The sequence below is a fragment of the Pseudomonas fluorescens genome, assembly GCF_902497995.1.
In the GTDB taxonomy this organism is placed as follows: Bacteria; Pseudomonadota; Gammaproteobacteria; order Pseudomonadales; family Pseudomonadaceae; genus Aquipseudomonas; species Aquipseudomonas fluorescens_BK.
The window spans coordinates 66,184-89,922 of record NZ_CABVII010000005.1; the positions used below are offsets into that span (position 1 = coordinate 66,184).

Annotated in this window: 18 protein-coding genes; 6 read left to right on the top strand and 12 right to left on the bottom strand. The window is 61.5% G+C overall.

What is annotated here, in order from left to right; all coding sequences use genetic code 11:
• The first annotated feature begins 96 nt into the window (after positions 1-96).
• The 3 genes from F8N80_RS07595 to F8N80_RS07605 are packed head-to-tail and all read left to right on the top strand — an operon-like array spanning position 97 to position 1,574.
• A complete protein-coding gene (locus F8N80_RS07595; protein ID WP_150747693.1) occupies positions 97-618 on the top strand; it encodes a CinA family protein in 522 nt (173 codons plus the stop codon).
• The gene (locus F8N80_RS07600; RefSeq protein ID WP_150747694.1) at positions 608-1,126 is read left to right on the top strand and encodes a hypothetical protein; all 519 of its coding nucleotides are present in this window, start codon (positions 608-610) and stop codon (positions 1,124-1,126) included. The genes F8N80_RS07595 and F8N80_RS07600 overlap by 11 nt, the downstream gene beginning before the upstream one ends.
• A gap of 7 nt (positions 1,127-1,133) precedes the next feature.
• A complete protein-coding gene (locus F8N80_RS07605; protein ID WP_150747695.1) occupies positions 1,134-1,574 on the top strand; it encodes a DUF421 domain-containing protein in 441 nt (146 codons plus the stop codon).
• A gap of 174 nt (positions 1,575-1,748) precedes the next feature.
• On the opposite strand, the gene F8N80_RS07610 is transcribed toward F8N80_RS07605, so the two are convergent.
• The 5 genes from F8N80_RS07610 to phbB all read right to left on the bottom strand — a co-directional run bounded on the left by F8N80_RS07610 (position 1,749) and on the right by phbB (position 8,365).
• Positions 1,749-2,606: a glucose 1-dehydrogenase gene (locus F8N80_RS07610; RefSeq protein WP_150783616.1), complete on the bottom strand. Its 858-nt coding sequence runs from the start codon at positions 2,604-2,606 to the stop codon at positions 1,749-1,751.
• Between the two features lie 231 nt (positions 2,607-2,837).
• Entirely contained in the window at positions 2,838-3,992 is a 1,155-nt protein-coding gene (locus F8N80_RS07620) for a MalY/PatB family protein (protein ID WP_150747698.1), read from the bottom strand.
• 590 nt (positions 3,993-4,582) lie between these two features.
• Entirely contained in the window at positions 4,583-6,286 is a 1,704-nt protein-coding gene (phaC, locus tag F8N80_RS07630; protein WP_150747699.1) for a class I poly(R)-hydroxyalkanoic acid synthase, read from the bottom strand.
• A gap of 96 nt (positions 6,287-6,382) precedes the next feature.
• Complete coding sequence (locus F8N80_RS07635) at positions 6,383-7,561, bottom strand: acetyl-CoA C-acetyltransferase (RefSeq protein ID WP_150747700.1); 1,179 nt, start codon at positions 7,559-7,561, stop codon at positions 6,383-6,385.
• Positions 7,562-7,618: 57 nt separating this feature from the next.
• On the bottom strand, positions 7,619-8,365 hold the full coding sequence (gene phbB, locus F8N80_RS07640) for an acetoacetyl-CoA reductase (protein ID WP_150747701.1): 747 nt from the start codon (positions 8,363-8,365) through the stop codon (positions 7,619-7,621).
• 260 nt (positions 8,366-8,625) lie between these two features.
• Here phbB and F8N80_RS07645 point away from each other — a divergent pair, with 260 nt between their 5' ends.
• Positions 8,626-9,663, top strand: a complete 1,038-nt coding sequence (locus tag F8N80_RS07645) for an AraC family transcriptional regulator (RefSeq protein ID WP_150747702.1) — start codon at positions 8,626-8,628, stop codon at positions 9,661-9,663.
• A gap of 24 nt (positions 9,664-9,687) precedes the next feature.
• Here the strand turns inward: F8N80_RS07645 and F8N80_RS07650 are convergent, their stop codons facing one another.
• Positions 9,688-12,603: a DUF3141 domain-containing protein gene (locus tag F8N80_RS07650; protein WP_224790659.1), complete on the bottom strand. Its 2,916-nt coding sequence runs from the start codon at positions 12,601-12,603 to the stop codon at positions 9,688-9,690.
• A 254-nt stretch (positions 12,604-12,857) separates the two neighbouring features.
• On the opposite strand from F8N80_RS07650, the gene phaP reads away from it, so the two are divergent.
• A complete protein-coding gene (phaP, locus tag F8N80_RS07655; protein WP_150747703.1) occupies positions 12,858-13,421 on the top strand; it encodes a TIGR01841 family phasin in 564 nt (187 codons plus the stop codon).
• A gap of 35 nt (positions 13,422-13,456) precedes the next feature.
• Here phaP and phaR read toward each other — a convergent pair whose 3' ends face one another.
• The 6 genes from phaR to F8N80_RS07685 form a co-directional block, all read right to left on the bottom strand.
• Positions 13,457-13,969 carry a polyhydroxyalkanoate synthesis repressor PhaR gene (gene phaR, locus F8N80_RS07660; RefSeq protein ID WP_150747704.1) on the bottom strand — a complete coding sequence of 171 codons (513 nt, stop codon included), beginning with the start codon at positions 13,967-13,969 and terminating at the stop codon, positions 13,457-13,459.
• A gap of 283 nt (positions 13,970-14,252) precedes the next feature.
• Complete coding sequence (locus F8N80_RS07665; protein WP_150783618.1) at positions 14,253-15,521, bottom strand: OprD family porin; 1,269 nt, start codon at positions 15,519-15,521, stop codon at positions 14,253-14,255.
• A gap of 127 nt (positions 15,522-15,648) precedes the next feature.
• Entirely contained in the window at positions 15,649-17,421 is a 1,773-nt protein-coding gene (locus F8N80_RS07670; RefSeq protein ID WP_150747705.1) for an acyl-CoA dehydrogenase C-terminal domain-containing protein, read from the bottom strand.
• Positions 17,422-17,482: 61 nt separating this feature from the next.
• Positions 17,483-19,153 carry a cation acetate symporter gene (locus tag F8N80_RS07675; RefSeq protein ID WP_150747706.1) on the bottom strand — a complete coding sequence of 557 codons (1,671 nt, stop codon included), beginning with the start codon at positions 19,151-19,153 and terminating at the stop codon, positions 17,483-17,485.
• The gene (locus F8N80_RS07680; protein ID WP_150747707.1) at positions 19,153-19,479 is read right to left on the bottom strand and encodes a DUF485 domain-containing protein; all 327 of its coding nucleotides are present in this window, start codon (positions 19,477-19,479) and stop codon (positions 19,153-19,155) included. Before F8N80_RS07680 ends, F8N80_RS07675 begins: the two co-directional genes overlap by 1 nt.
• A gap of 128 nt (positions 19,480-19,607) precedes the next feature.
• The gene (locus F8N80_RS07685; protein ID WP_150747708.1) at positions 19,608-21,230 is read right to left on the bottom strand and encodes an acyl-CoA synthetase; all 1,623 of its coding nucleotides are present in this window, start codon (positions 21,228-21,230) and stop codon (positions 19,608-19,610) included.
• Positions 21,231-21,458: 228 nt separating this feature from the next.
• Here F8N80_RS07685 and F8N80_RS07690 point away from each other — a divergent pair, with 228 nt between their 5' ends.
• Positions 21,459-23,735 (top strand): PAS domain-containing sensor histidine kinase, encoded by a 2,277-nt coding sequence (locus tag F8N80_RS07690; protein WP_150783619.1) that lies wholly within the window; start codon positions 21,459-21,461, stop codon positions 23,733-23,735.
• Positions 23,736-23,739 lie beyond the last annotated feature (4 nt).

Below are 23,739 nucleotides of genomic sequence, written 5' to 3' on the forward strand. Positions count from 1 at the left end.
TCATTTTTTCTCGCAGGCCGGGGGCAGGCGCCGATAGAGGGAATGTTTGCAGGTGGACAAGGTCAACCGATCACTACCCAGCCTGGATGAGTTGTCATGAACGTCAGCCAATCGGTGGTCGAGTATCTGCGTCAGAACGACTTGCTGCTGACCACCGCAGAGTCGTGCACGGCCGGCAAAATCGTGACGCTATTGGCTGAAGTGCCGCACAGCGGGGAACTGATCGAAAGCGGGTACGTGGTTTATTCCCCCGAAGCCAAGCAACGATTGCTCAACGTCAGCCCCGAAACCATCGAAACCTTCAATCTGACCAGTTGTGAGGTTGCTTTGGAAATGGCCTCGGGTGCACTGCGCGACAGCACGGCCAATGTCGCGGTGGCGACCACCGGCATTCTCGGGCCGGAAGACGTCGATGGCATTCCGGCCGGCACCATTTGTTTCGCCTGGGCCTTCCAGACTGCACAGGGACGCAGGGTTTTCAGCCAACAACAGCGGTTTTACGGGACACGGTCCGAGGTCCAGTTATTGGCCGCCGAGCATGCTTTGAGACGACTGCCGCATTTCCATCAACGCGCATTGGCCGGTGAGCCAGGCCAGGGAGCACTCGATGAGCGATGAATCCGGCCATACCGATTACCGCAGCCGCGACTATCCCGTGCGTGAAGATATGGTGTATCAGGTCAAGGTCTGGCGATTCGAGCGTTGGGGCTGGTACATCCTGGTGCTGTTGGTGGTGCTGGGGCTGCTTGGGCTATTTTCACGTGGGCCGCTGAGCACCCGGGACGTGCTGGGCACCGATGGCAAGGTCAGGGTGCAATACGAGATGTTTCACCGTAACGGATCGACCAACCCGATGCAGCTCAGCGTGATCGGTACGCCCGATGCCATGGTCGAGCTGGAACTGACCGGAGCGCTGCTGGAGGGCTTCAGTATCGAAAGCCTGCAGCCGGAGCCCATCCGTGCCATCAGTGCCGGGCAAGGCATGAAGCTCTGGGTGCAGACCGACGCTCAAGGCCGGGCCACCCTGCACCTGACGTTGCGCGGGGATGGGCTGGGGCTGTTTCACAGCCGTATCACTTCGCCCGGCGCTACCGCTGTGAACTTCGATCAATTCATTTTCCCTTAGGTGACCTATGGACTCGGTATTGCGCGCGGCCGCGATGTATCTGGCGCTGATGGTCCTGTTCAAGATTGCTGGCCGTCGCTCCCTGGCCGAGTTGACGACGTTCGATTTCGTGCTTTTGATGATCATCGGTGAGGCGACGCAGCAGGCGTTGCTGGGTGACGACTTTTCCCTGACCAATTCGATGCTGGTCATCGTCACGCTGATTGCCATAGACGTCGGCCTGTCGCTGCTCAAACAGCGCTCGCAATGGGTATCGCAACTGATCGATGGCGGACCGACGATCATCGTCGAGAACGGCAAGCTGCTGCACAAGCGCCTGCGTCATGCGCGATTGATCGAGGCCGACGTAATGGAGGCCGCACGGTCCAGTCAGGGCATCGAAACCCTGGAGCAAATCAAGTTCGCGATCCTCGAGCGCAACGGCAAGATATCGGTGATTGCCGTGTAGGAGCAATCGGGCGCCGCGGTGTATCTGTTGTACCGCGTTATCGTTCTTCGCCGGCAAGCCTGGCTCCTACAGCGAATCGGGCGCCTCGGTCTATCTGCTGCACCGCGTCATCGTTCTTCGCCGGCGAGCCTGGCTCCTACAGGGCCAGGCGTGGCATTGACCCGAGTATGGCGTTCAAAGCATTGGCTTGCCGCCAGTGATCCCATACCGCTGGCCCGTGATGTAGCTGGCCTCATCCGACGCCAACAGCACATAGATCGGTGCCACCTCCACCGGTTGGCCCGGCCGCCCCAGCGGCGTCTGCCCACCAAAGTTCTGCACTTCCTCATCGGGCATGGTCGAGACAATCAACGGCGTCCAGATCGGCCCCGGTGCCACGCAGTTCACCCGGATGTTCTTCGAGCCCAGCATCTGCGCCAGGCCTGCCGTGAAGTTGGCGATTGCGCCCTTGGTCGTGGCGTAAGGCAGCAGGGTCGGTTTGGGCATGTCCGAATTGACTGAACTGGTATTGATGATCGAACTGCCGGGTTGCATATGCTTCAGCGCGGCCTGGCAGATGCGGAAAATCGCGGTGATATTGACATCGAAGGTCATCACCCATTCTTCGTCGGGGATGTCTTCGAAGTGTTCGTGGGTCATCTGGAACGCGGCGTTATTGACCAGCACATCGATCCGGCCGAAGCGTTCGACCGTCTTGTCCACCAGGGCCTGGCATTGCGCTTTTTGCGCCAGGTCGCCGGGCAGCAACAGGCATTGACGGCCGGCCTGCTCGACCCAGCGAGCGGTTTCCCGGGCATCTTCATGTTCGTTGAGGTAGGCCACGACGACATCCGCGCCTTCACGGGCGAAGGCAATGGCGACGGCGCGACCGATGCCGCTGTCGGCGCCGGTGATCAGGGCGATCTTGCCCTCGAGCCGGCCCGAACCTTTGTAGCTATGCTCGCCGCAGTCCGGGTAGGGGTCCATTTTCTTCTGGGAACCGGGGACGGGCTGAGCCTGTTTCGGGAAGGGTGGTTTTGGATAGTCATTCATTGGGAAATCTCCGTTCTCGAGGCAGAAGAGTCAAAGGGTTGACCCCGGTGTTTTGCCTTGAGTTCGGTTGGATTTCAGAGGCTGTCGAATCTTTCAACCCCACCAGATAACCTTGTGGGAGCGAGCTTGCTCGCGATGAGGCCATCACATTCAACACAATTGTTGACTGTAAGGCCGCCATCGCGAGCAAGCTCGCTCCCACAGGGGATTTGCGTTGCCTTGAGGGGCGTGTCAGGCCTTGCGATTGCGCAAACTGTGCTCCATCCGCGCAATGCCTTCTTCCAGCAACGCGCGCGGGCAGCCAAAATTCAGGCGCACGAACTGTTGGCTGTCATCGCCGAAATCCAGGCCGGCGCTGAGCCCGACCTTGGCCTGTTCGAGGAAGAACTGCTGCGGGTTGTCCAGCCCCAGCGCCGAACAATCGAGCCACGCCAGATACGTGCTCTGCGGCACGTTCAGGGTGACGCCCGGCAACCGGGTACGAACCGCGTCGACCAGGTAATCGCGGTTGCCTTGCAGATAAGTCATGAGCCCGGCCAGCCAGGGTCCGGCTTCGCTGCAGGCGATGCGGGTGGCTTCCAGGCCCAGCGGGTTGACGCTGTCGACCAGGCCGCAGCGCGCGTGATTGACCCGCTCGCGCACGGCTTTGTCCTGAATGATCATGAACGAGGTTTTCAGCCCGGCAATGTTATAGGCCTTGCTCGCCGACATCAGGGTGATGGTGCGCTTGGCGATGTCCGGGCCCAGGGTGGCGATCGGCAGATGCACACGCCCGTCGAAGCACAGTTCGGCGTGGATCTCGTCGGAGATGATCCAGGCGTCCTGTTCCAGGCAGATATCCGCTACCGCTTGCAGTTCTTCCCGCGGGAATACCTTGCCCAGCGGGTTATGCGGGTTGCTCAACAGCAGGGCGCCGCCGCCTTGCAGGGAATGGCGCAAGGCGTGCAGCGGCGTGGCATAGGTACCGTCAGGCAACGCGTCGAAACCCAGTTCGACCTTGTTCAGCCCCCAATGCCCCGGCGCATGGCGCAACGGCGGGTAGTTGGGGGTCTGGACCACGACATTCTGTTGCGGCCGGACCAGCGCGTGCAGGGCCATGTTGAAGCCCGACTCCACGCCCGGCAGGAAGATCAGCTCCTGGGGCTCGACGCGCCAGGCGTACTTCTTCCACAGGTCGGCAACGATGGCGTCGCGCAAGTCATCCTGCGCCACGCTGTAGCCGAGCAATGGATGTTCCAGACGTTTTTGCAGGGCCTGGATGATCACCGGCGGCGCGGCGAAGTCCATGTCGGCGACCCACATCGGCAACACGTCGGCCGGGTAACGGCTCCATTTGGTACTGCCGGTGTCATGGCGGTCGAACACCTGATCAAAATCGAAAGTCATGCTCATCTCATAAAGGCCGGGATTATTTCGGCAGACATGATAAGCGCCAAGCCCCTGTAGGAGCGAGCTTGCTTGCGAAGGCGGTGGATCAGGCGACATCAACATCGACGGGCAGGCAGCCAAGCCCCTGCAGGAGCTGGCTTGCCAGCGAAGACGGTGGCAGATCCGACATCGCAGTGACAGACAGACCGCTTTCGCGAGCAGGCTCGCTCACACATTGGCAGGGTGCCAGGCACACATCTCCCAGACACCCGCAACCCCTGTGGGAGCGGGCTTGCTCGCGAAGGCGGCGGCCCATTCAACATCGCAGTGACAGACAGACCGCTTTCGCGAGCAGGCTCGCACACATTGGCAAGGTGCTAGGCACACATCTCCCAGACACCCGCAACCCCTGTGGGAGCGGGCTTGCTCGCGAAGGCGGCGGCCCATTCAACATCGCAGTGACAGACAGACCGCTTTCGCGAGCAAGCCCGCTCCCACATTGGGACGGTGCCAGGCATGCAAGGCGCCCTCAATCCCTGTGCGAGCCTGCTCGCGAAGATGGCGGCACCTTCACCCCTCGCGCTGAGGTTAACGCGCGGGGCTGACGGTCATTGCATCACGTAACGCCCGGGTGCCGATTCCAGCGCCGGGTACTGCGCGTTACCGGTCTGCAGCACCGAAGGCTGGCGCTCCCCGGCTTGCTCGGCCAGCCAGACGAACCAATCGTTCCACCAACTGCCTGGATGCTGTTGGGCATTGTCGAACCAGCTTTGAGGGTCCTGGGGGACTTGTTCGTTGGTCCAGTAGTGGCGTTTTTCCTTGGCCGGAGGATTGATCACGCCCGCGATATGCCCCGAGGCACCCAATACGAATCGCTTGGTTCCGGACAGCAATTCGGTACTGGCGTAAGCGCTCCTCCATGGCACGATGTGGTCGTCATGGGTGGCGAGGATGTAGGCCGGGGCGTCGATGGCGCCAAGGTCCAACTTGACCCCGCAGCAATCCAGCTCACCGGATTTCAGGTCGTTTTGCAAATAGGTATGGCGCACGTACCAGCAGTACATCGGTCCCGGCAGGTTGGTGCTGTCGTTGTTCCAGAACAGCAGATCCAGCGGGATCGGTTTCTGCCCCTTGAGGTATTTGTCGACGTTGTAGTTCCACCACAGTTCGTTGGGGCGCAGCAGCGAGAAGGTATTGCCCATGTCCTCGCCCTTGAACAGGCCGATGGGGCCGTTCAGGCCGCCAATGGTGCGCTCGCGTTGGGCTACCAGTTTCTCGTCGACGAAGATATCGATCGCACCGGTATCGCGGTAATCGAGGAAAGTGGTCAGCAGGCTGACGCTGCCGATTTCCTTGTCACCGCGGGCCGCCAATACGGCCAGCGCCGAACTCAGCAGCGTGCCACCGATGCAGAAACCCATGCAATTGGGCCGTGGCTCGCCGCTGATCTCGCGGGTCACTTGCAGGCCTTTGATAACGGCGGTTTCGACCAGGTCATCCCAGGTGGTGCCGGCGAGCGTCTGGTCGAAGTTGCGCCAGGACATCAGAAACACCGGGTGGCCTTGCTGCAACAGATGGCGAACCATCGAGTTGTCGGGGCGCAGGTCGAGGATGTAGTACTTGTTGATCGATGGCGGAACGATGAACATCGGGCGCCGGAACTGGGTTTCGCTTTGCGGACGGTACTGGATGAGCTGGAAGAGTTCGTTCTCGAAGACCACTTCGCCTGGGGTGTTGGCCAGGTCGACGCCCACTTTGAAAGCGCCGGCGTCGCACTGGCGCATCTTGCCTTCCTGCAGGTCGCTGGCCAGGTGCATCAGGCCGGTGAGGAGGCTGCTGCCTTGGGTATCGACCAACCGTTGCAGTGCATCGGGGTTGCTGGCCAGGAAATTGCTCGGCGCACTGGCGGCGATCGCTTGCTCCACCAAGTACTGCAGACGCTGGCGTGGTTTCTTGTCATTGATCGGCAGCTGATCGAGCAGCTTCAGCAGGAAACCGGCATTGAGCAGGTAAAACGCCGCGAGGGAGCCGAACAACGGCTGGCTCCAGTTACCGCTGGCAAACCGGCGGTCGTCGAAGGTAAAGGCCTGGCCGGTCAGCAGACGCTGGCCGAGTTCAGCCCATTGCTGCTGATAATCCGATTGGAGGCTATCCAGGGTACTGCGTGGCAGATCGAACCAGGCGTTGTAGTCCTGCCCGGTGAACCAGGGGTTGGTGGCGACCCACAGACGTAATTGTTGCACCGCAAAGGAGGCACTGAACGGAACCTGGCCTGACCAGAAGGTGTTGAAAGTGTGTGCGTTATTGTCCATGGAACTCCCTGCCCACCTGAAAAAAAACCGGACAAAAAAAATTGCGACGCCGGACTTCGGCGCCGCATCTGCAACCAAGCAAGCCGTTCGGTGTGCCTAGCGCTCGATCACCAGGCTGACACCCTGGCCGCCACCGATGCACAAGGTGGCCAGGCCTTTTTTGCCATCGCGACGAATCAGCTCATGCACCAGCGACACCAGGATTCGCGCGCCCGATGCACCGATCGGATGACCGAGGGCAATCGCGCCACCGTTGACGTTGACCTTGTCCATGTCCCAGCCCAGTTCCTTGCCGACGGCCAGTGACTGCGCGGCGAACGCTTCGTTGGCTTCGATCAGGTCCAGGTCGTCCAGGTTCCAGCCGGCCTTGGTCAAGACCAGGCGGGTGGCAGGCACCGGGCCGATGCCCATGATCGACGGGTCGACGCCAGCACTGGCATAAGCCTTGATGCGCGCCAATACCGGCAAGCCGAGGGCTTCGGCCTTGGCGGCGCTGGCCAGCATCAGCACGGCGGCGCCGTCGTTGAGGGTCGACGCGTTGCCGGCGGTGACGCTGCCGGTTTTCAGGAACGCGGGCTTGAGGTTGCTCAAGGCCTGGAGCGTGCTGCCCGGGCGCGGTTGTTCATCGGTGTCGAAGACCAGCGGATCGCCCTTGCGCTGGGGAATCAGGATCGGGGTGATTTCAGCCTTGAAATAACCGCCTTCGATGGCTGCAGAGGCTTTCTGCTGCGAGGCCGCGGCAAAGGCGTCCTGGTCTTCGCGACTGAGCTCATACTTGCTGGCCAGGTTCTCGGCGGTGATGCCCATGTGGTAGTCGTTGAACGCATCCCACAAGCCATCCTGGATCAGGCTGTCCTGCAGTTGCGCATGACCCATGCGCAGGCCAGTGCGTGCCTTGGGCAACACATAAGGTGCCAGGCTCATGTTTTCCTGGCCGCCGGCAATCACCAGCTCGGCGTCGCCGCAACGGATCGCCTGGACTGCGAGCTGGACGGCCTTGAGGCCGGAGCCGCAGACTTTGTTCAGGGTCAGGGCAGGGACGGTGTGGGGCAGGCCGGCATTGATCGCCGTCTGGCGTGCCGGGTTTTGCCCGGAGCCTGCGGTCAGCACCTGGCCGAGGATCACTTCGTCGATCTGCGCGGCATCGATACCGGTCTGTTCGAGCAGGCGACGAATCACCGCCGCGCCCAGTTCGGTGGCGGGAATGGCGGACAGGGCACCTTGAAAACTGCCAATGGCGGTACGTGTAGCGGCAACGATTACGACTTCGTTCATGCAAAACCTCATCAGAATTGTGTCAAGCGGGAGCAGGGCGTCCATGCCCTGACAGGCTTATTGCATGTTCATGCCGCCATTGACCGAGAAGTCGGCGCCGGTGCTGTAGCCCGATTCATCGGATGCCAGCCAGGCCACGATCGAGGCGATTTCTTCGGGTTGGCCGAGGCGACCGACCGGGGTGGCCGCGATCATGGTGTCGAGAATGTCCTGGCGGATGGCCGCGGTCATGCTGGTCTGGATATAGCCAGGGGAGACGGTGTTGACGGTCACGCCCTTGCCTGAGACTTCACGGGCCAGGGCCATGGTGAAGCCGTGGATGCCGGCTTTGGCCGCGCTGTAGTTGGTCTGGCCGAACTGGCCACGCTGACCGTTGATCGAGGAGATGTTGATGACCCGGCCCCAGCCCTTGGACAACATGCCTTCAATCACCTGTTTGGTGGTGTTGAACATGCCGTTGAGGTTGGTGTTGATTACGGCGTTCCAGTCTTCCGGAGTGATTTTGCGGAAAGAGGCGTCACGGGTGATGCCGGCATTGTTGACCAGTACATCCACCGGACCGAATTGTTCACGGGCCATCTCGAAAGCCTTGCGGGTGGACTCCCAGTCGGTGATGTCGCCGTAGATGAATTCAAACTGATAACCCGCCGCCAGCTGGCTCGCTGCCCATTCATTCTTGCGGGCGGAATCCGAGCTGCAGCCCACGATAACCTTGAAGCCTTCCTTGTGCAGGCGCTGACAAATTGCTGTGCCGATCCCACCCATACCGCCAGTAACCAACGCAATACGACCAAGCGATTCCATACACTCTTTTCCTTTCTGTTATTTGCGTTGCAAGATGGGGGGTGATTGTTCGGTATTCGCGAGGTGTGCGGAAGTGTTGGGAGGTGACGGTCTAGTGTCCAACGGTGCCAAGCAGGATTTTCTGTCCCGTGGCAAAAAATGAGCAGTACCTATACTGGGATCAATTCTTCAGATTGAATCGCCGGTTAGTATGTTGTTTTAACGCAGATCAGTTATGGCTCCGGACAGGACGTTCGGTTCCACAGGTCAATGAGGACGCCATGTACAGAATGAGTTCCGGTTACGCCAACGTGCTGGTCACTACGCTGTCCGCGGAAGGACTGGATGTCGCCAACCTGTGTCAGGAGGCTGGACTGGACCTGAACATCGCGCACACGCCGGGAGCGTTGTGCGAGCGAAGGGCGATCTATCGGCTTTGGCAACTGGCGGCCCAGGCCAGCGGCGATCCCGACATCGGTTTGAAAGCCTACGGCCATTTTCATCCCGGCACTTTTCAGATTGTCGGTTACACCATGATGTCGAGCCTGAACCTGAAAAGGGCGCTTGAACGCCTGGTGCGGTTCAGCCCCTTGATCGGCACCGGATTCAGCCTGTTTTTTGTCCCGGAGCTGGAGCATTACCGAATGGCCTCGCTCGATCATCAACAGTCCGGCTCGATCAAGCCTCGGCAATATGCCGATGCCGGGCTGGCGTCCCTGCTTGGCTTCTGCCGCTGGCTGGGCGACGGTACGTTGCCGCAGCCGCTGAGTGTGGAATTCAGCTATCCCGAACCGCGAGACACGTCCGAGCATCAGCGGCTGTTTGGCTGCGACCTGCAATTTGGTTCGGCCTACGACAGCATTCTGTTTGACGGCCAGGAACTGCTGCGTCCGTTGAGCATGGCCAACGAGGCGCTGGCGGTACTGCATGACAGTTTCGCCGAGGCGCAGCTGGATTCGATCTGTGGCTTCTCCATCGTCGGCAAAATCCGCGCGCTGCTCACCGAGCGTTTGAGTCACGGCCAGGGGCAATGCGACATGGAGTCGATCGCCGCTGCATTGAACCTCAGCAAGCGCACCCTGCAACGCGCCCTGGAAAAAGACGGAACCCAATTCAAGGACGTGCAGAACGCCGTGCGCCGGCAACTGGCCGATTTCTACCTGCGCCATTCTCACTTCAACATGAAGCATGTGGCGTATCTCCTTGGTTTCCATGACCACAGCAGTTTCAATAAAGCCTGCAGCCGCTGGTTCGGCATGACCCCCGGTCAATATCGGGCCAATGCATCGTTCGAGATCGAGGAAACCGCGCCGGGGTGACGCGGTTCTCGTCGGTGATCGAGGCTATTTGGTCGAAGGTTTTTTCGCGCCTTTTTTGCCCTTGGGAGAGGGGCGCGCCGGACTCACGGCTTTGTCGATGAGCTTGGGAAGCACCTCCGGGATTTTTTGCTCGGTCGGCCTGGTTGGTATCGACTGGGTCGCTACGACCGGGTCTTCCTGCTTGATCGGCTCAGGTGTCGCCACCGGGCTTTTTGGCTTGACTGGCTGCGATGTGACCACGGGCGCTTTTTGCTCGGCTGGCCGAGGTGTAACCCCTGCAGCTTTGTGCTTGACTGGCTTGGGTGTTACCACAGGATCTTGTTGCTTGACCGGCTCAGGCGTTACCACGGGATCTTGTTGCTTGACTGGCTCAAGCGTTACCACGGGATCTTGTTGCTTGACCGGCTCAGGCGTGACCACAGGATCTTGTTGCTTGACCGGCTCAAGCGTTACCACGGGATCTTGTTGCTTGACCGGCTCAGGCGTGACCACAGGATCTTGTTGCTTGACTGGCTCAGGCGTGACCACAGGATCTTGTTGCTTGACCGGCTCGGGTGTTACCACAGGATCTTGTTGCTTGACTGGCTCAAGCGTTACCACGGGCGTTTTTTGTTTGATCGGCTCAGGTGTTACCACCGGTATTTCCTGCTTGACGGCTTTGGCTTCACCTGACGCTTGGGTCGTGCTGAAACCTGGCAAAGGGACTTCTAGCAGCGTGTGCAGTTCACGCCAGAAGGGATTTTCAGCCCCGCTGGCGGTCAGCAGTTCCGGCAGCAGATTGGCCACCGCCGCCAACACTTGCTGGCGTTCTTCGGTCTCGGGCAGCATCAAAAGCAGGCTTTGCACGCTTTCCTGCGGATAGGTGGCGACCAGCAGTTTCTGCAGGCTCAAGGTTTCGCGCAGGTCAATTGGCCCGGCACTGTGATCCGGCAGCGGCACCTGCAATTGCCGGATCAGTTTCTCGACGCTTTGCTGGCCGGGCTCGTTGCTGTGGCGGCCCAGCAGAAACAGGATGCGGATCAAGGCTTCCATCAAGCCGCCCAGGGGCAGGGCGTCCTGCAGGCGTTCGATCAGCAGCTTGTCGTGCTGCTCGGCATGAGCCTGCAGATTTCGTCCGGGTGCATTACCGGTGAGGCGGTTCAATACGCCATAGATACCGTAGAAACACAGCTCCTGGGTGGCATCGCGCAGATCACGATAACTGTCCAGGGCGTCCTGAATCTGGTTGGAGAACAAAGCCTGCCAGGCCAGAAGAGGGTTGTCCGGATTGACGGGCTGACGACCCTTGGTCACCTGGGAGGCACTGGCGGCCAACCACCACAAGGCCGGGTTCAAACTGCTCCACATCACTTGCTGCTGATGGAAGGGGTGCGAGCGGCGGATCAGTTCCGCGCCCGGTTCGTTGATCCACTGCCGCAACCACGGGCGTATGAAGCCGTCGTAAAGGCTGTTGTTGAGGGCGGAAGCGCGTTCGACCAGGGCGAATTCGCGATCGTCGTCACGGCGCGGCGGCTCGTCGCCATGGATGTCGGCGATCCGCCGCGGTTCGAAACGCACGGCATAGGGTGTTGCCGAGTTTTCTGGCAGGTCTTCGATCAGCATTTCATACAGTCCAGCCGGCAAGGCATTGATGGTATCGACCGCGCCGAGCAGTTCCCGGTGCTCGCGCCGGGCCACTTCACCGGAAACGAAGATGCCCAGGTGCCCGATGCTGGCATGGCGCAGGTAAACGATGGTGCGCCCGGCACTTTGCAGGGCGAAATCGCTGGGGTAGACGTCGGTGATCCAGTCCAGCGCCTGTTGCGGCGGCGTGATGTTGTCGCCATAGGAGCAGAACACCACCACCGGCACTTTGATGCGTTTGAGATCCAGCCCGCTGCTCTTGCGCCCCAGGCCGCCGGACAACCGATTGCCGATGAACAGGTCGTCGACAATCATCTCGATTTCTTCACTGTTGAGCAGCGTCGGGCTGCCCCACCAGCGCTCGAAATCCAGAAAGCGCTCGGCCTCGCTGTCGACTTCGCTGAACAGGTGATAGTACTTGCCCCACCAGCTGTGCGCCGGGTCGAGGCTTTCGAAATTGCTCACCAGCCAGGTGCCGTCGAAACGGTCATTGCCCAGGTCACTGCCCAGGCGCGCCATCCAGCCGCCCCCCAGCAAGCCGCCGGTGTAGCGCATCGGATTGCGCCCATTGACGCCGGCCCAGTAGGACAACGGCGCGCCATTGACGATGATCAGCCCCGGCAACTCCGGCCGGGAGGCTGCCAACCCCATCAAGGCCCAACCTGCCTGGCAATTGCCGATCACCACCGGTTTGCTGCTGGCGGGATGCCGGGCGCTGACGACTTCGATGAACCGGGCCTGGGCGGCGGTAATGTCCGCGAGGGTTTGCCCGGGGCTTGGCGAGTGGCTGAAGGCGATGAAATAGGTGGGATGACCGGCCCGCAGGCTTTCGCCGATGACCGAATCCTGTTTGAAACCGCCGATGCCCGAGCCATGACCGCCCCGTGGATCGATGATGATCACTGGCGGTTTATTGTCGTCGATCGGTTTGCCGGAGCCGCCGAAGACCTGCAGCAGCGAGTAATTGACCGGGCGGGACAGGTCGGCACCGGCGACCAGGGTTTCATGATCGAATTTGAGCAACAGTGGATAGCCGGCCCGTTCATGGGCCAGGGTGTTGTCGCCGCGCTGACGCAAGGTGTCCCAGAACAGCACGCTGCGTTGGCCGAGGTCAGTGAAGTAGTCCTGCCAGTCAGCCGCCGTGGGTTGTCTGAGTTGCCCCAGGCTTGACGGAGCGAAGGTTTTCGCCTGGCGTTTTTGTACGGCGTCGAGAACGTTGCGGGTATTGAGGCGTTGCAAGTGATTCAGGTGTTCGAACAGCCCTGTGGCTGATGAAAGCCGTTCATCACGCATCGCAATATTGTCATCATGGCCCATCATAATCTCCTTACACCTTATAGGGGGAGCAGCGCATCCAAGCCCTTTCGGTAAACAAGATTGGACGAGCTGTTTGATGGTTGAGAGTTTAGCGCTATCAACGGCAGGGCTGACAAGGTTTATTTTGCACTGCACAAAAAAGAGGTTGCCAAAAGTTTTTGTGCACTGCAATATGAAGTCTAACGCGATGTCTGGCAGGATCGCTATCGCGTCCTTTGGCCCATCTGGGCCTTCCAGTACCAGGAGATTCAAGCATGTCTTTTTTCAACTCGGAAAAACTGCAAGCCACTCAGAAAGCCAACCTCGACCTTTTGCAGCAAATCAGCGGCAAAGTCTTCGCTAGCGTTGAACAACTCAGCCAGTTGCAGTTCAAGGCCCTGCGCGAGTCCGCCGAGGAGCAGTTCGAAGGTGTTCGCAAGCTGCTGGCCGTGCGCGATCCACAAGGTTTCGCCGAGCTGCAGGCTTCTTTCACCCAGCCAAACAAGCAGACCGAACGCCTGACCGAGTTCAATCGCCAGGTTCAGGCGCTGATCGTGGGCACCCAGTCGGACATCGCCAAGCTGGCTACAAGCCAGGTCGAAGCCGGCACCCAGCTGGTGCAAGAGTTCGTTGAGACGATCAGCAAAAACGCACCAGCCGGCTCCGAGCCAGTAGTGGCGGCGTTCAAGTCGGGCCTGGCAAACGCCGGCACCGCGTTTGAAAACGCACAGAAAGCGGCAAAACAGGCTAGCGATGTGGCTCAGAACACTTTCGCCGAAGCGACTGCCGCAGCCACCAAGGCGGCGCCAGACGCCAGCGCCAAGACCGGTAACAAGTAAGTCAAATTAGCTCAGCTGCACCGATGGCGATGGGTTTATTCCCCATCGCCATTTTTTTTCGGTCCGTTTTTGGCATCCGGCTTGACGCCGAACAGGCCGAACATGTTCTGGGTGTTCAGATACAGTGCCTTTGATTGATCGACATACTGACGCATCAGGTCCTGCATCACCGGTGTCTGCTGGTGCATGAACGCACTCCAGGCTACTGACGATTGCGCGCCGGTCTGGGACTGGATGTCGATCACGGTCTTGATGCTCTCGTCCAGGTAGCTGCCGAGCACGCCCTGATAAGGACCGTAGAACTGGATAATCCCCATCAGCATTTCGCTGTTGAAGATCGGCTCGCCGCCGCTTTCGGCCTCCAGAATCACTTGCAGCAGAATGCTGCGAGTCAGATCCTCGCCGCTCTTGGCATCGACCACCTGGAACGGAACCTTGTCGATGACCAACTGGCGGATGTCGGCCAGGGTCAGGTGACTGCTGGTATGGGTGTCATACAGGCGGCGATTGGGGTATTTCTTGATCAGGCGGGGGGTGGTATCGGTCATGCGGGCGTCTCGCGGCGGGCCTGGTTAGCAGGCATCTTACTCTACTATGGGCACTGCCGCGGGTTGGTGTCGGGGGAGGGAAGCCAGGGCCGAGCTCTTTATTGCTTTTGAGGCCGTCTTCGCGAGCAAGCCCGCTCCCACAGTAGACCGTGTCTATCTGAACAACTCGGTCAACTGTGGGAGCGGGCTTGCTCGCGAAGAGGCCCGCCATCACAGCGCAAATCCAGCAGCAAAAAAAGGACTGCGCCGTGAAGCGAGTCCCCCTTGTGCAGCCCGGATCGGCTTACCAGATCGGCAAGCTATAGCTGACAATCAAGCGATTCTCATCCAGATCGCTGCCAAAATTGCTCGAGCGCACCGTCGCATTGCGCCATTTCACCCCGACATTCTTCAGCGGCCCGCTCTGCACCACATAACCGATATCGGTATCGCGCTCCCATTCCTTGCCTTGCGGGCGGTTGTTGCCCAGGTCGATATCGGAACCGGTGAGGTAGCGGGTCATGAAGGTCAGGCCCGGAACGCCAAGGGCCGCGAAGTTGTAGTCGTAACGGGCCTGCCAGGATTGTTCATCCTTGCTGGCGAAGTCGCCGATTTGCACGAAGTTGACCAGGAACGCATCGGCACCGTTGATGTAGGCGTAGCCGGTGTCGCCGCTCATGCCTTGATAACCGAGGCCGAACGCATGCCCGCCGAGGCTGTAGGTGAACATCGCGCCAATCGCATTATTGTCGACATTGCTGCCGCCATCGTCCGTGGAGCGGGCGTAACGCAGATCAGTTTTCAACGACTGGCCGGTGGCGACCGGCAGCACGTAGGTCAGGTTCACCAGGTGCTGGCTGTAGAGGTTGTCGAGGTGACCGTAGCTGTAGCCGGTGGCCAGGTTGCCGGTCCATTTGTAGTTGAGGCTGGCGAAATCGAAGCTGTCGCTGGCTGCCTGCCGGGTAATGATGCCCTTGGCGCCGGTGCGGGTGATGCCCATGTCCTCGTAGTCCGAGGAGTCACGCTGGTTGACTTGGGTCAGGCGCCCGGCGTCCAGGGTCAGGCCTTCGAATTCCAGCGAGGTCAGCTGGCCGCCTTCGAAGGTTTGTGGCAACAGCCGCGAATCGTTGGCCAGCACCGTGGGTAGCTTGGGCAGCAGGGTGCCAAGTTTCAGCGTGCTTTTGGAGGCGCGCAGTTTGGCCGTCAGGCCCAGTTCGCCGTACTCGTCCTGGGCGCCCTTGCGGGTGTCGCCATGGCGCTTGAGCAGGCCGGAGCCTGCGCGATCGGGGCTGGAGTCGAGTTTGACGCCGACCAGGCCGATCGCATCCAAGCCCACGCCGATCAAGCCTTCGGTGAAGCCCGATTCGTAGCGCAGCAGAAAGCCCTGGGCCCACTCCTCTTGTTTGGATTGCGCAGCATTGTCCTGGCGATAATCACGGTTGAAGTAGAAATTGCGCAGCTCGAGGCTGGCCTTGCTGTCCTTGAAAAAGTCAGCAGCGGCGGGGGCCGAGAGGCTGATGACGCCACCGGCCAGCAGCAGTCGGGTAGTAAGAGTGCGGGTGTTACGGTCCATGGTGAAGCCCCTTTGTTTTTATTATGCCAAGACAGGTCCCGCAGCCCTCGCCAGACGGGCGAGGGCTTATCGATAAAAAACGCAGGCACCGAAAAGAGAGGAGCGTGGCGCCGCGTGGGTTCAATCGTTAAAACTGTTCGGCAGCCAGGCCATACAGCGAGGCACTGCCCGCACGAATGGATTGCTCCAGGCTGAGGATGCGCGGCAGCAGGCGATGGATGTAGAAGTCGGCGGTGGCGATCTTCGCGCCGTAAAACGCCTCGTCATCGCCGCGTTTCTGCCCGGCGACCTGAGCCATGCGCGCCCACAGCCAGGCGTAGGCGACGTAGCCGAACAGGTGCAGATACTCCACCGAGGCGGCGCCGATTTCGTTGCGGTTGGTCGCGGCCTGGTCCTGCAGCCAGTCACTCAAGTCTTCCAGGCGCTGCACGGCATCGACCAGTTGAGCGCAGTAGGGCGCGTCGGGCTGCTGGGCGAAGTGACGGATCTGGCCGGTGAACTGGCGCAGCGCGACGCCGTTATCGGCCAGCACTTTGCGACCGAGCAGGTCCAGCGCCTGAATGCCGTTGGTGCCTTCGTAGATCTGCGCGATGCGCACGTCGCGTACCAGTTGTTCCTGGCCCCATTCGCGGATGTAGCCATGGCCGCCGAATACCTGTTGGCCGTTGATGCAGCTTTCCAGGCCGGTGTCGGTGAAAAACGCCTTGGCCACCGGCGTCAGCAGCGCGACCAGGGTTTGCGCGGTGTCGCGTTCCCGGGCGTCATCGGAAAATTTCGCCAGGTCCAGTTGCTGCCCGACATAGCTGGCAAATGCACGGCCACCTTCGGTCATGGCTTTCATGCCGAGCAGCATGCGGCGCACATCGGGGTGGACGATGATCGGGTCGGCCACTTTGTCCGGGGCGATGGCTCCGGTCGGTGCGCGGCTCTGCACCCGTTCACGGGCGTAAGCCACGGCGCTCTGGTAGGACGCTTGCGCGCAACCGATGCCCTGGATGCCGATGGACAGGCGTTCGTAGTTCATCATGGTGAACATCGCCGCCAGGCCTTTGTGGGCTTCGCCGACCAGCCAGCCGCTGGCGCCGTCGAAGTTCATCACGCAGGTGGCCGAAGCCTTGATGCCCATCTTGTGTTCGATCGAACCGCAGCTCACGGCGTTGGGGTCGCCGAGGGAACCGTCGGCATTGACCAGCACTTTGGGCACCACGAACAGCGAGATGCCTTTCGGGCCAGCCGGCGCGTCGGGCAGTTTGGCCAGCACCAAGTGCACGATGTTTTCGGTCAGGTCCTGATCGCCACCGGTGATGAAGATCTTGCTGCCGGTGATGCTGAAGCTGCCATCGGCCATGGGTTCGGCCCGGGTGCGAATCAGCCCCAGGTCGGTGCCGGCATGGGCTTCGGTCAGGCACATGGAACCGGCCCAGCGGCCTTCATACATCGGCGGCAGGTACAGGCTTTTCAGGGTCTCGCTGGCATGGGCGTCCAGCGCCAGGCAGGCGCCGGAACTCAAGGCCGAATACAGGGCGAAGCTGGAATTGGCGCCGTAGAGCATTTCCTCGAACTGCACCGCGAGCATCTTCGGCATGCCCATGCCGCCAAAATCGGCGTTGCCGGACAGGCCGACCCAGCCGCCTTCGATGTAGGTGGCGTACGCCTGTTTGAAACCAATCGGCGTGCTGACCTGGCCGTCTTGCCACTGGGCACCTTCCTCGTCGCCGCTGCGATTCAAGGGGGCAATCAGGTGCGAGGTGACTTTGGCGGCCTCCTCGAGAATCGCGTCGGCGGTGGCGGCGTCGACACTGTCGGCCAGGGCCGGCAGGCGCGCCCAGAGGGCCGGGGCGTCGAACACTTCATGCAGCACAAAGCGCATGTCGCGCAGCGGGGCGTTGAATTCAGGCATAACGTGAACCTCAATGGGACGGTTGGGCACGGCGCCGCTGTGGCGGGCCGTGCCTTGTCTGTCAGTGGCTGGAAGCGCTGGCGGCACCGAGGCCGGTCTGGGCGCGAACGAACTGGTCGGCGTAGGCGTCGCGCTCCTTGTCGGCGCGCACGCTGCGGTCAAGCCGGGAGACGACCACGATCACCAGGAACGCCAGCGGCATGGAGAACAATGCCGGGTGATCGTAAGGGAAGATCGCGTGGGCATTGCCGAGCACGGTGACCCAGACGGCTGGCGACAGGATCACCAGGACCAGCGCGCAAATCAGGCCGGAGAAACCGCCGATGATCGCGCCCTTGGTGGTCAGGCCTTTCCAGTACATGGCCATGATCAGCACCGGGAAGTTGGTCGACGCGGCGATGCCGAAGGTCAGGCCCACCAGGAACGCGACGTTCATCTTCTCGAACAGGATGCCCAACAGAATCGCGATGATGCCCAGGCCGACAGTGGCCATGCGGGTCACACGCATTTCCTGTTTCTCGCTGGCCTTGCCTTGCTTGAACACGGTGGCGTAGAGGTCATGGGAAATCGCCGAAGCACCGGCCAGGGCCAGCCCGGAGACCACTGCGAGGATGGTGGCGAAGGCCACGGCCGCGAGGAAACCGAAGAACAGGTTGCCGCCCACCGCTTTGGCCAGGTGCATGGCGACCATGTTGCCGCCGCCCACCAGGGCGCCGCCGACTTCACCGTTGACGTAGTACTGCGGGTCGGTGCCGATGATCACCATCGCGGCAAAACCCAGGGTGCACACCACCAGGAAGAAGAAGCCGATGAAGCCGGTGGCGTAGAACACCGACTTGCGGGCTTCCTTGGCGTTGGGCACGGTGAAGAAGCGCATCAGGATATGCGGCAGGCCGGCGATGCCGAACACCAGGCCCAGGGACATCGACGCAGTGTTGATCGGGTCGGCGAGCATCGAGCCGGGGCCCATGATGTTCCAGCCGCTGGCGTGAGCCTCGACGGCCTTGGTGGCCAGGGCTTCGTAGCTGAAACCGAACTGCGACATGGCCATGACCGCCAGGGTCGTGCCGCCGGCGAGCAGCAACACGGCCTTGATGATCTGTACCCAGGTGGTGGCGATCATGCCGCCGAAGATCACGTACACCAGCATCAACGCACCGACGATCACTACGGCTACCGGGTAGTCGAGGCCGAACAGCAACTTGATCAACTGGCCGGCACCGACCATCTGCACGATCAGGTAGCAGCACACCACCGTCAGCGAGCCGAAGGCGGCGAAGATCCGCACTTTGTTCTGGTCCAGGCGATAGGACACGATGTCGGCGAAGGTATAGCGCCCCAGGTTGCGCAGGCGCTCGGCCATCAGGAAGGTGATGATCGGCCAGCCGACGAAAAAGCCGATGGTATAGATGAAGCCATCGTAGCCCTTGGCGAATACCAGGCTGGACAGCCCGAGCAGCGTGGCCGCGGACATGTAGTCACCGGCAATCGCCAGACCGTTCTGGAACCCGGTGATACCGCCGCCAGCGGTGTAGAAGTCCGAGGTGGATTTAGTCTGGCGCGCCGCCCACCAGGTAATGGCCAGCGTGCCGAGGACGAACACAAAGAACATGCCGATCGCATGCAGGTTCAGCGGTTGTTTTTCCACGGCACCCAGGGCAGGTGCCGCGAGCGCCGTGGAGGCCGGCAGCAGGCAAGCCGCGGCGAGGATGAGTTTACGTAGCGGAGTCATCACTTACTCTCCTCGAGAATGGCCGCGCCCAGGGCGTCGAAACGGGTGTTGGCGCTGTAGACGTACCAGCCGGTCAGCAGCCAGGAAAAAATGATGATCGCCGCGCCCACCGGCATGCCCAGGGTCAACATCCGATGCTCGGCGAGCGGTGCATGCAGCCATTGCGGGGCGAACGCGACTACCAGCATGAAGGCGTAGTACGTCACGAGCACCGCGGCGCTCAGCGACCAGGCCAGGCGCGAACGGCTGCTCACCAGTTGCAGGAATTTCGGGTTGGCCCGTATACGTTCACAGCGTTGGGTATCGGTTGAATGGATGTCGATCATGGGTGGCTCCACCTTGTTTTTGTTATCGGTGCATGTGGGTTGGGCAGGGCAGGGCCGAATTCGGCCTGCACGAGCCCGAAGCGGCAGGTAAAGGCACCTGCCGCCTGGTGGTTACAACGTCGATTCGGTTAGAGCGCTTTAGCCCTGTCGCGCAGGACGTACTTCTGGATCTTGCCGGTGGACGTCTTCGGCAACAGGGTGAAGATCACCGTGCGCGGGACCTTGAAACCGGCCAGGTGTTCGCGGCAGAAACTGATGATGTCGGCCTCGCGCACGTCCTGGTGATCGGCCTTCAAGGTGATGAAGGCGCAAGGGGTTTCCCCCCATTTTTCATCGGGACGGGCCACGACGGCCGCTTCCATCACGCCCGGATGGCGATAGAGCACGCCTTCGAGTTCGATGGTGGAGATGTTCTCGCCGCCGGAAATGATGATGTCCTTGAGCCGGTCCTTGATCTCGACATAACCGTCGGGATGACAGACCGCCAGGTCGCCGGTGTGGAACCAGCCGCCTTCAAACGCTTCGGCGGTGGCGGTCGGATTTTTCAGGTAGCCCTTCATCACGGTATTACCGCGCATGAAGATCTCGCCGATGGTCTGACCGTCCCGCGGGGTCGGTTCCAGGGTCTTCGAGTCCGCGACCATCACGCCTTCGAGCGTCGGATAACGCACGCCTTGGCGGGATTTGACCTGCGCCCGTTCCTCCAGCGGCAGTTCGTCCCATTCGGCATGCCAGGCGCAGAGCGTCACCGGGCCATAGGTTTCGGTCAGGCCATAGACGTGGGTGACCTTGATGCCCATTTCTTCCACCGCGCCGATCACCTTGGCCGGCGGTGCGGCGCCGGCGACCATGGCGTTGACCGGGTGATCGATGGCCGCCTTCGCCGATTCCGGCATGTTGACCAGGGCATTGAGCACGATCGGCGCTGCGCACAGGTGAGTGATCTGATGCTCACGGATCAGCGTGAGGATTTTCTGCGGATCGACCCGACGCAGGAACACATGCACACCGGCCAGCGCGGTGATGGTCCACGGGTAGCACCAGCCGTTGCAATGGAACATCGGCAGGGTCCAGAGGTACACCGGATGGTTGCCCATGGCCCAGGTCATCTGGTTGCCCAAGGCGTTCAGGTACGCACCGCGATGGTGGTACACCACGCCCTTGGGATTACCGGTGGTGCCGGAGGTGTAGTTCAGCGCGATGGCTTGCCATTCGTTCACCGGCCAGTGCCAGTCGAATGCCGGGTCGCCCTCGGCCAGCAGCGCTTCATAGTCCAGGTCGCTGACGGCCTCGCCCTCACCGTACTCGGGATCATTGACATCGATGACCAGCGGCGGGTGATCCAGCATGCCGATTGCCGCGTGGATCACGCTATGAAACTCGCGGTCGGTAATCAGCACCTTGGCCTCGCCATGCTGCAGCATGAAGGCAATGGCTTCGGCATCCAGGCGCACGTTGAGCGGGTTGAGCACCGCGCCGATCATCGGCACGCCGAAGTGCACTTCCAGCATCTCGGGAATGTTCGGCAGCATCACCGCCACCGTGTCGTTCTTGCCGATGCCGCGCCCGGCCAGCGCCGAGGCCAGGCGCCGGCAGCGGGTGTAGGTCTGGGCCCAGGTGCGACGGATCGAGCCGTGGATCACGGCGGGGTAGTTGGGGTAAACGCTGGCGGTGCGCTCGATGAAGCTGAGCGGAGACAGGGCAATGTGATTGACAGCCGCAGGGCCTAGCCCTTGTTCATAGATCGACATATACGGGTACTCGGTGGCTGATTGTTAGCTCTATGGTGGCCTGCAGCGTCACCGCTGAGGTCACCTTTTTATGTCCGGTGTGCTTTATATAACATTCGCCAGTCAGTATGGAAGTACAACCTATAGCGTATAGTATATGTACTATATGTGATTCCAGAGGCTCTAAATGAATGCGACCTAACCCCCCAAGGCCGGTATATCCTTGGCTTCCCTGACGAAGGAGCCGTGATGACCCTGACCCCCGTTCGATTGCACAGCTGGTTGCGCCTGCAACGCGAAGGTGTGTCCCTGGCCGCCCGGGCCGATGCCTTGTGCCGTGCGTTGCAGGAATGCCCCGAGGTGCGCCGGGCGGTCTATCTGAGCTGGCAAGCCAAATCGCGGATCTACAGTCACGAAGGTGCCGCCCAGCATTTTCCACCGGGCCTGGGAGACCCTTCGCAAGCCAGCGATCAACGGCTGTTCGAGCGCCTGGTCGAGGCGGGGCGGCTGGATCTGGCGCAAGTGCGGCAACTCGATTGCTGGCTGGCCGGCCGCCTGCGTCGGGCCGCCATCAGCCACGGCCAGGTATTTGACCTGGCCTTGCAGCCGGACCAGCCGGGGTTGTTGCTGGTGCAAGTGTGCGAGGGCGTGAGCCTTGACTGGCTGGGTTGGGTCCAGGATTTGCTGACCACCTTGCTCAGCAGCGTCAACGGCATGCTGCGCGGCTCGCCGCTGTTGGGCCACGATCCGCAACCGAGTCTGTTGCTCGATGCCCGGGGCCGGCCGCTGGAGTTCAATGCGGCGCTGCTGGCGCTGCTCGCGGAAAAACCGCTGACCGAGCTGCCGGGCTTTCTGCCGGTGAATCATCGGGTGCTGGTGCGCGCCTGTCTCGACCAGCAACGCGCCATCGAAGGGGTCGAGGCCCAGTTCGAAGCGCAGATCCTGATCTGGACCTTTATCCCCGATCCCCAGGACAACCGCGTACTCGCCCGTTGCCGCGACGCCACCGCGCAAGTGCTGGCCGAGCGCGAAGCGACCAAGGCGCGCCGGCTGTACCGGCTGATCATCGAGAACACCACCGACCTGATTTCCCGACACACCCCGGACGGGCGCTTTCTCGACGCGTCGCCGGCGTCCTGGACCTTGCTCGGCTACTGGCCGGAAGAGCTGCGCGGGCAAATGGCCCAGAGCCTGTTCCATGGCCAGGGCCTGGCCAGCCTGGTGCAGCGCGCGCGGGACGCCCTGGAGCAGGACGGTTACCACACCATGACCTATCGCATTCGCCATCGGGACGGGCATTACCTGTGGTTCGAAACCGCCAGCCGGGCGATTCGCGAAACCTACACCGGGGCGGTGGTCGAAGTGGTCAGCGTCTCCCGGGACATCACCGCCCGGGTGCAGGCGGAGGAGAACAAGCGACGCCTGGCCGAAGTGGTCGAGGTCAACACCGATCCGGTGCTGTTCATCGACCCCGAAGGGCAAGTCACTTATCTCAACCCGGCGGCCCGGCGCATCCTCGGGGTCGACGAGCAACAGCCGATGCCGACCCTGGCGCAGTTGTTCGCCAGCAGCGACCTGGCCCGCCTGCAACGCGACGGCTGGAGCGGCGCCGAGCGCAACGGGGTGTGGAGCACCGATGCCCGCTTGCAACCCCCGGGTGGCGGCACCTCGGTGCCGGTATCGCTGGTGCTGCTGGCGCACCGTTCCGCCAGCGGCGAGCGCTATTACTCATTGGTGGCGCGGGACATGACCGAGCGCGAACTGCGCGAAGTGCAACAGCGCCGCCATCAGGACGAACTGGCACACACCGCGCGGCTGGTGACCCTGGGGGAACTGGCCTCGGGCATCGCCCACGAAATCAATCAGCCGCTGGCGGCCGTGGTCAATTATGCCAACGCCAGCCAGCGCTATTTGCAGACGCTGGACTCCAATCCCCAGGCCGCCGCCAGAGTCGCGCAAGGACTGGAACGCATCACCCACCACGCGACCCATGCCTCAGAGGTCATCCGGCGTTTGCGGGCCTTCCTGCGCAAGGGCCAGCGGCGCATGCAGGCCCTGAATTTCACCGACGTCGCCCGCGAGGCCGTGCGCTTGTGCGCCTGGGAAGCGAACAATTGCCAAGTGACAATCGAGGATCGACTGCCGGATAATCTGCCGCCGGTTTACGCCGACCGGGTGCTGCTGGAGCAGGTCTTGCTCAATTTGCTGCGCAATGCCATCGACGCCAACCGCGAACGGCATCCGGGGCAGTCTTCACTGATCGTGATGGCGGCCGGGCAGGGCAGTGGCGCGACGGTGGAAATCAGCGTGCAGGACCAAGGCCCCGGCGTCAGCGCGCCGGAACTCGAGCAGATATTCACCCCCTTCTACACCAGCAAGCCCGATGGCCTGGGCCTTGGGCTGTCCATGAGCCGCAGCATCATCGAAGGTTTCGGTGGCGAGTTGCAGGCCTGCCGCCAGCCGGTCGGGCTGCTGATGAGTTGCCGCTTGCCGCTGGCCGGTCCGACAAAACAACAACAGGAATAATGCA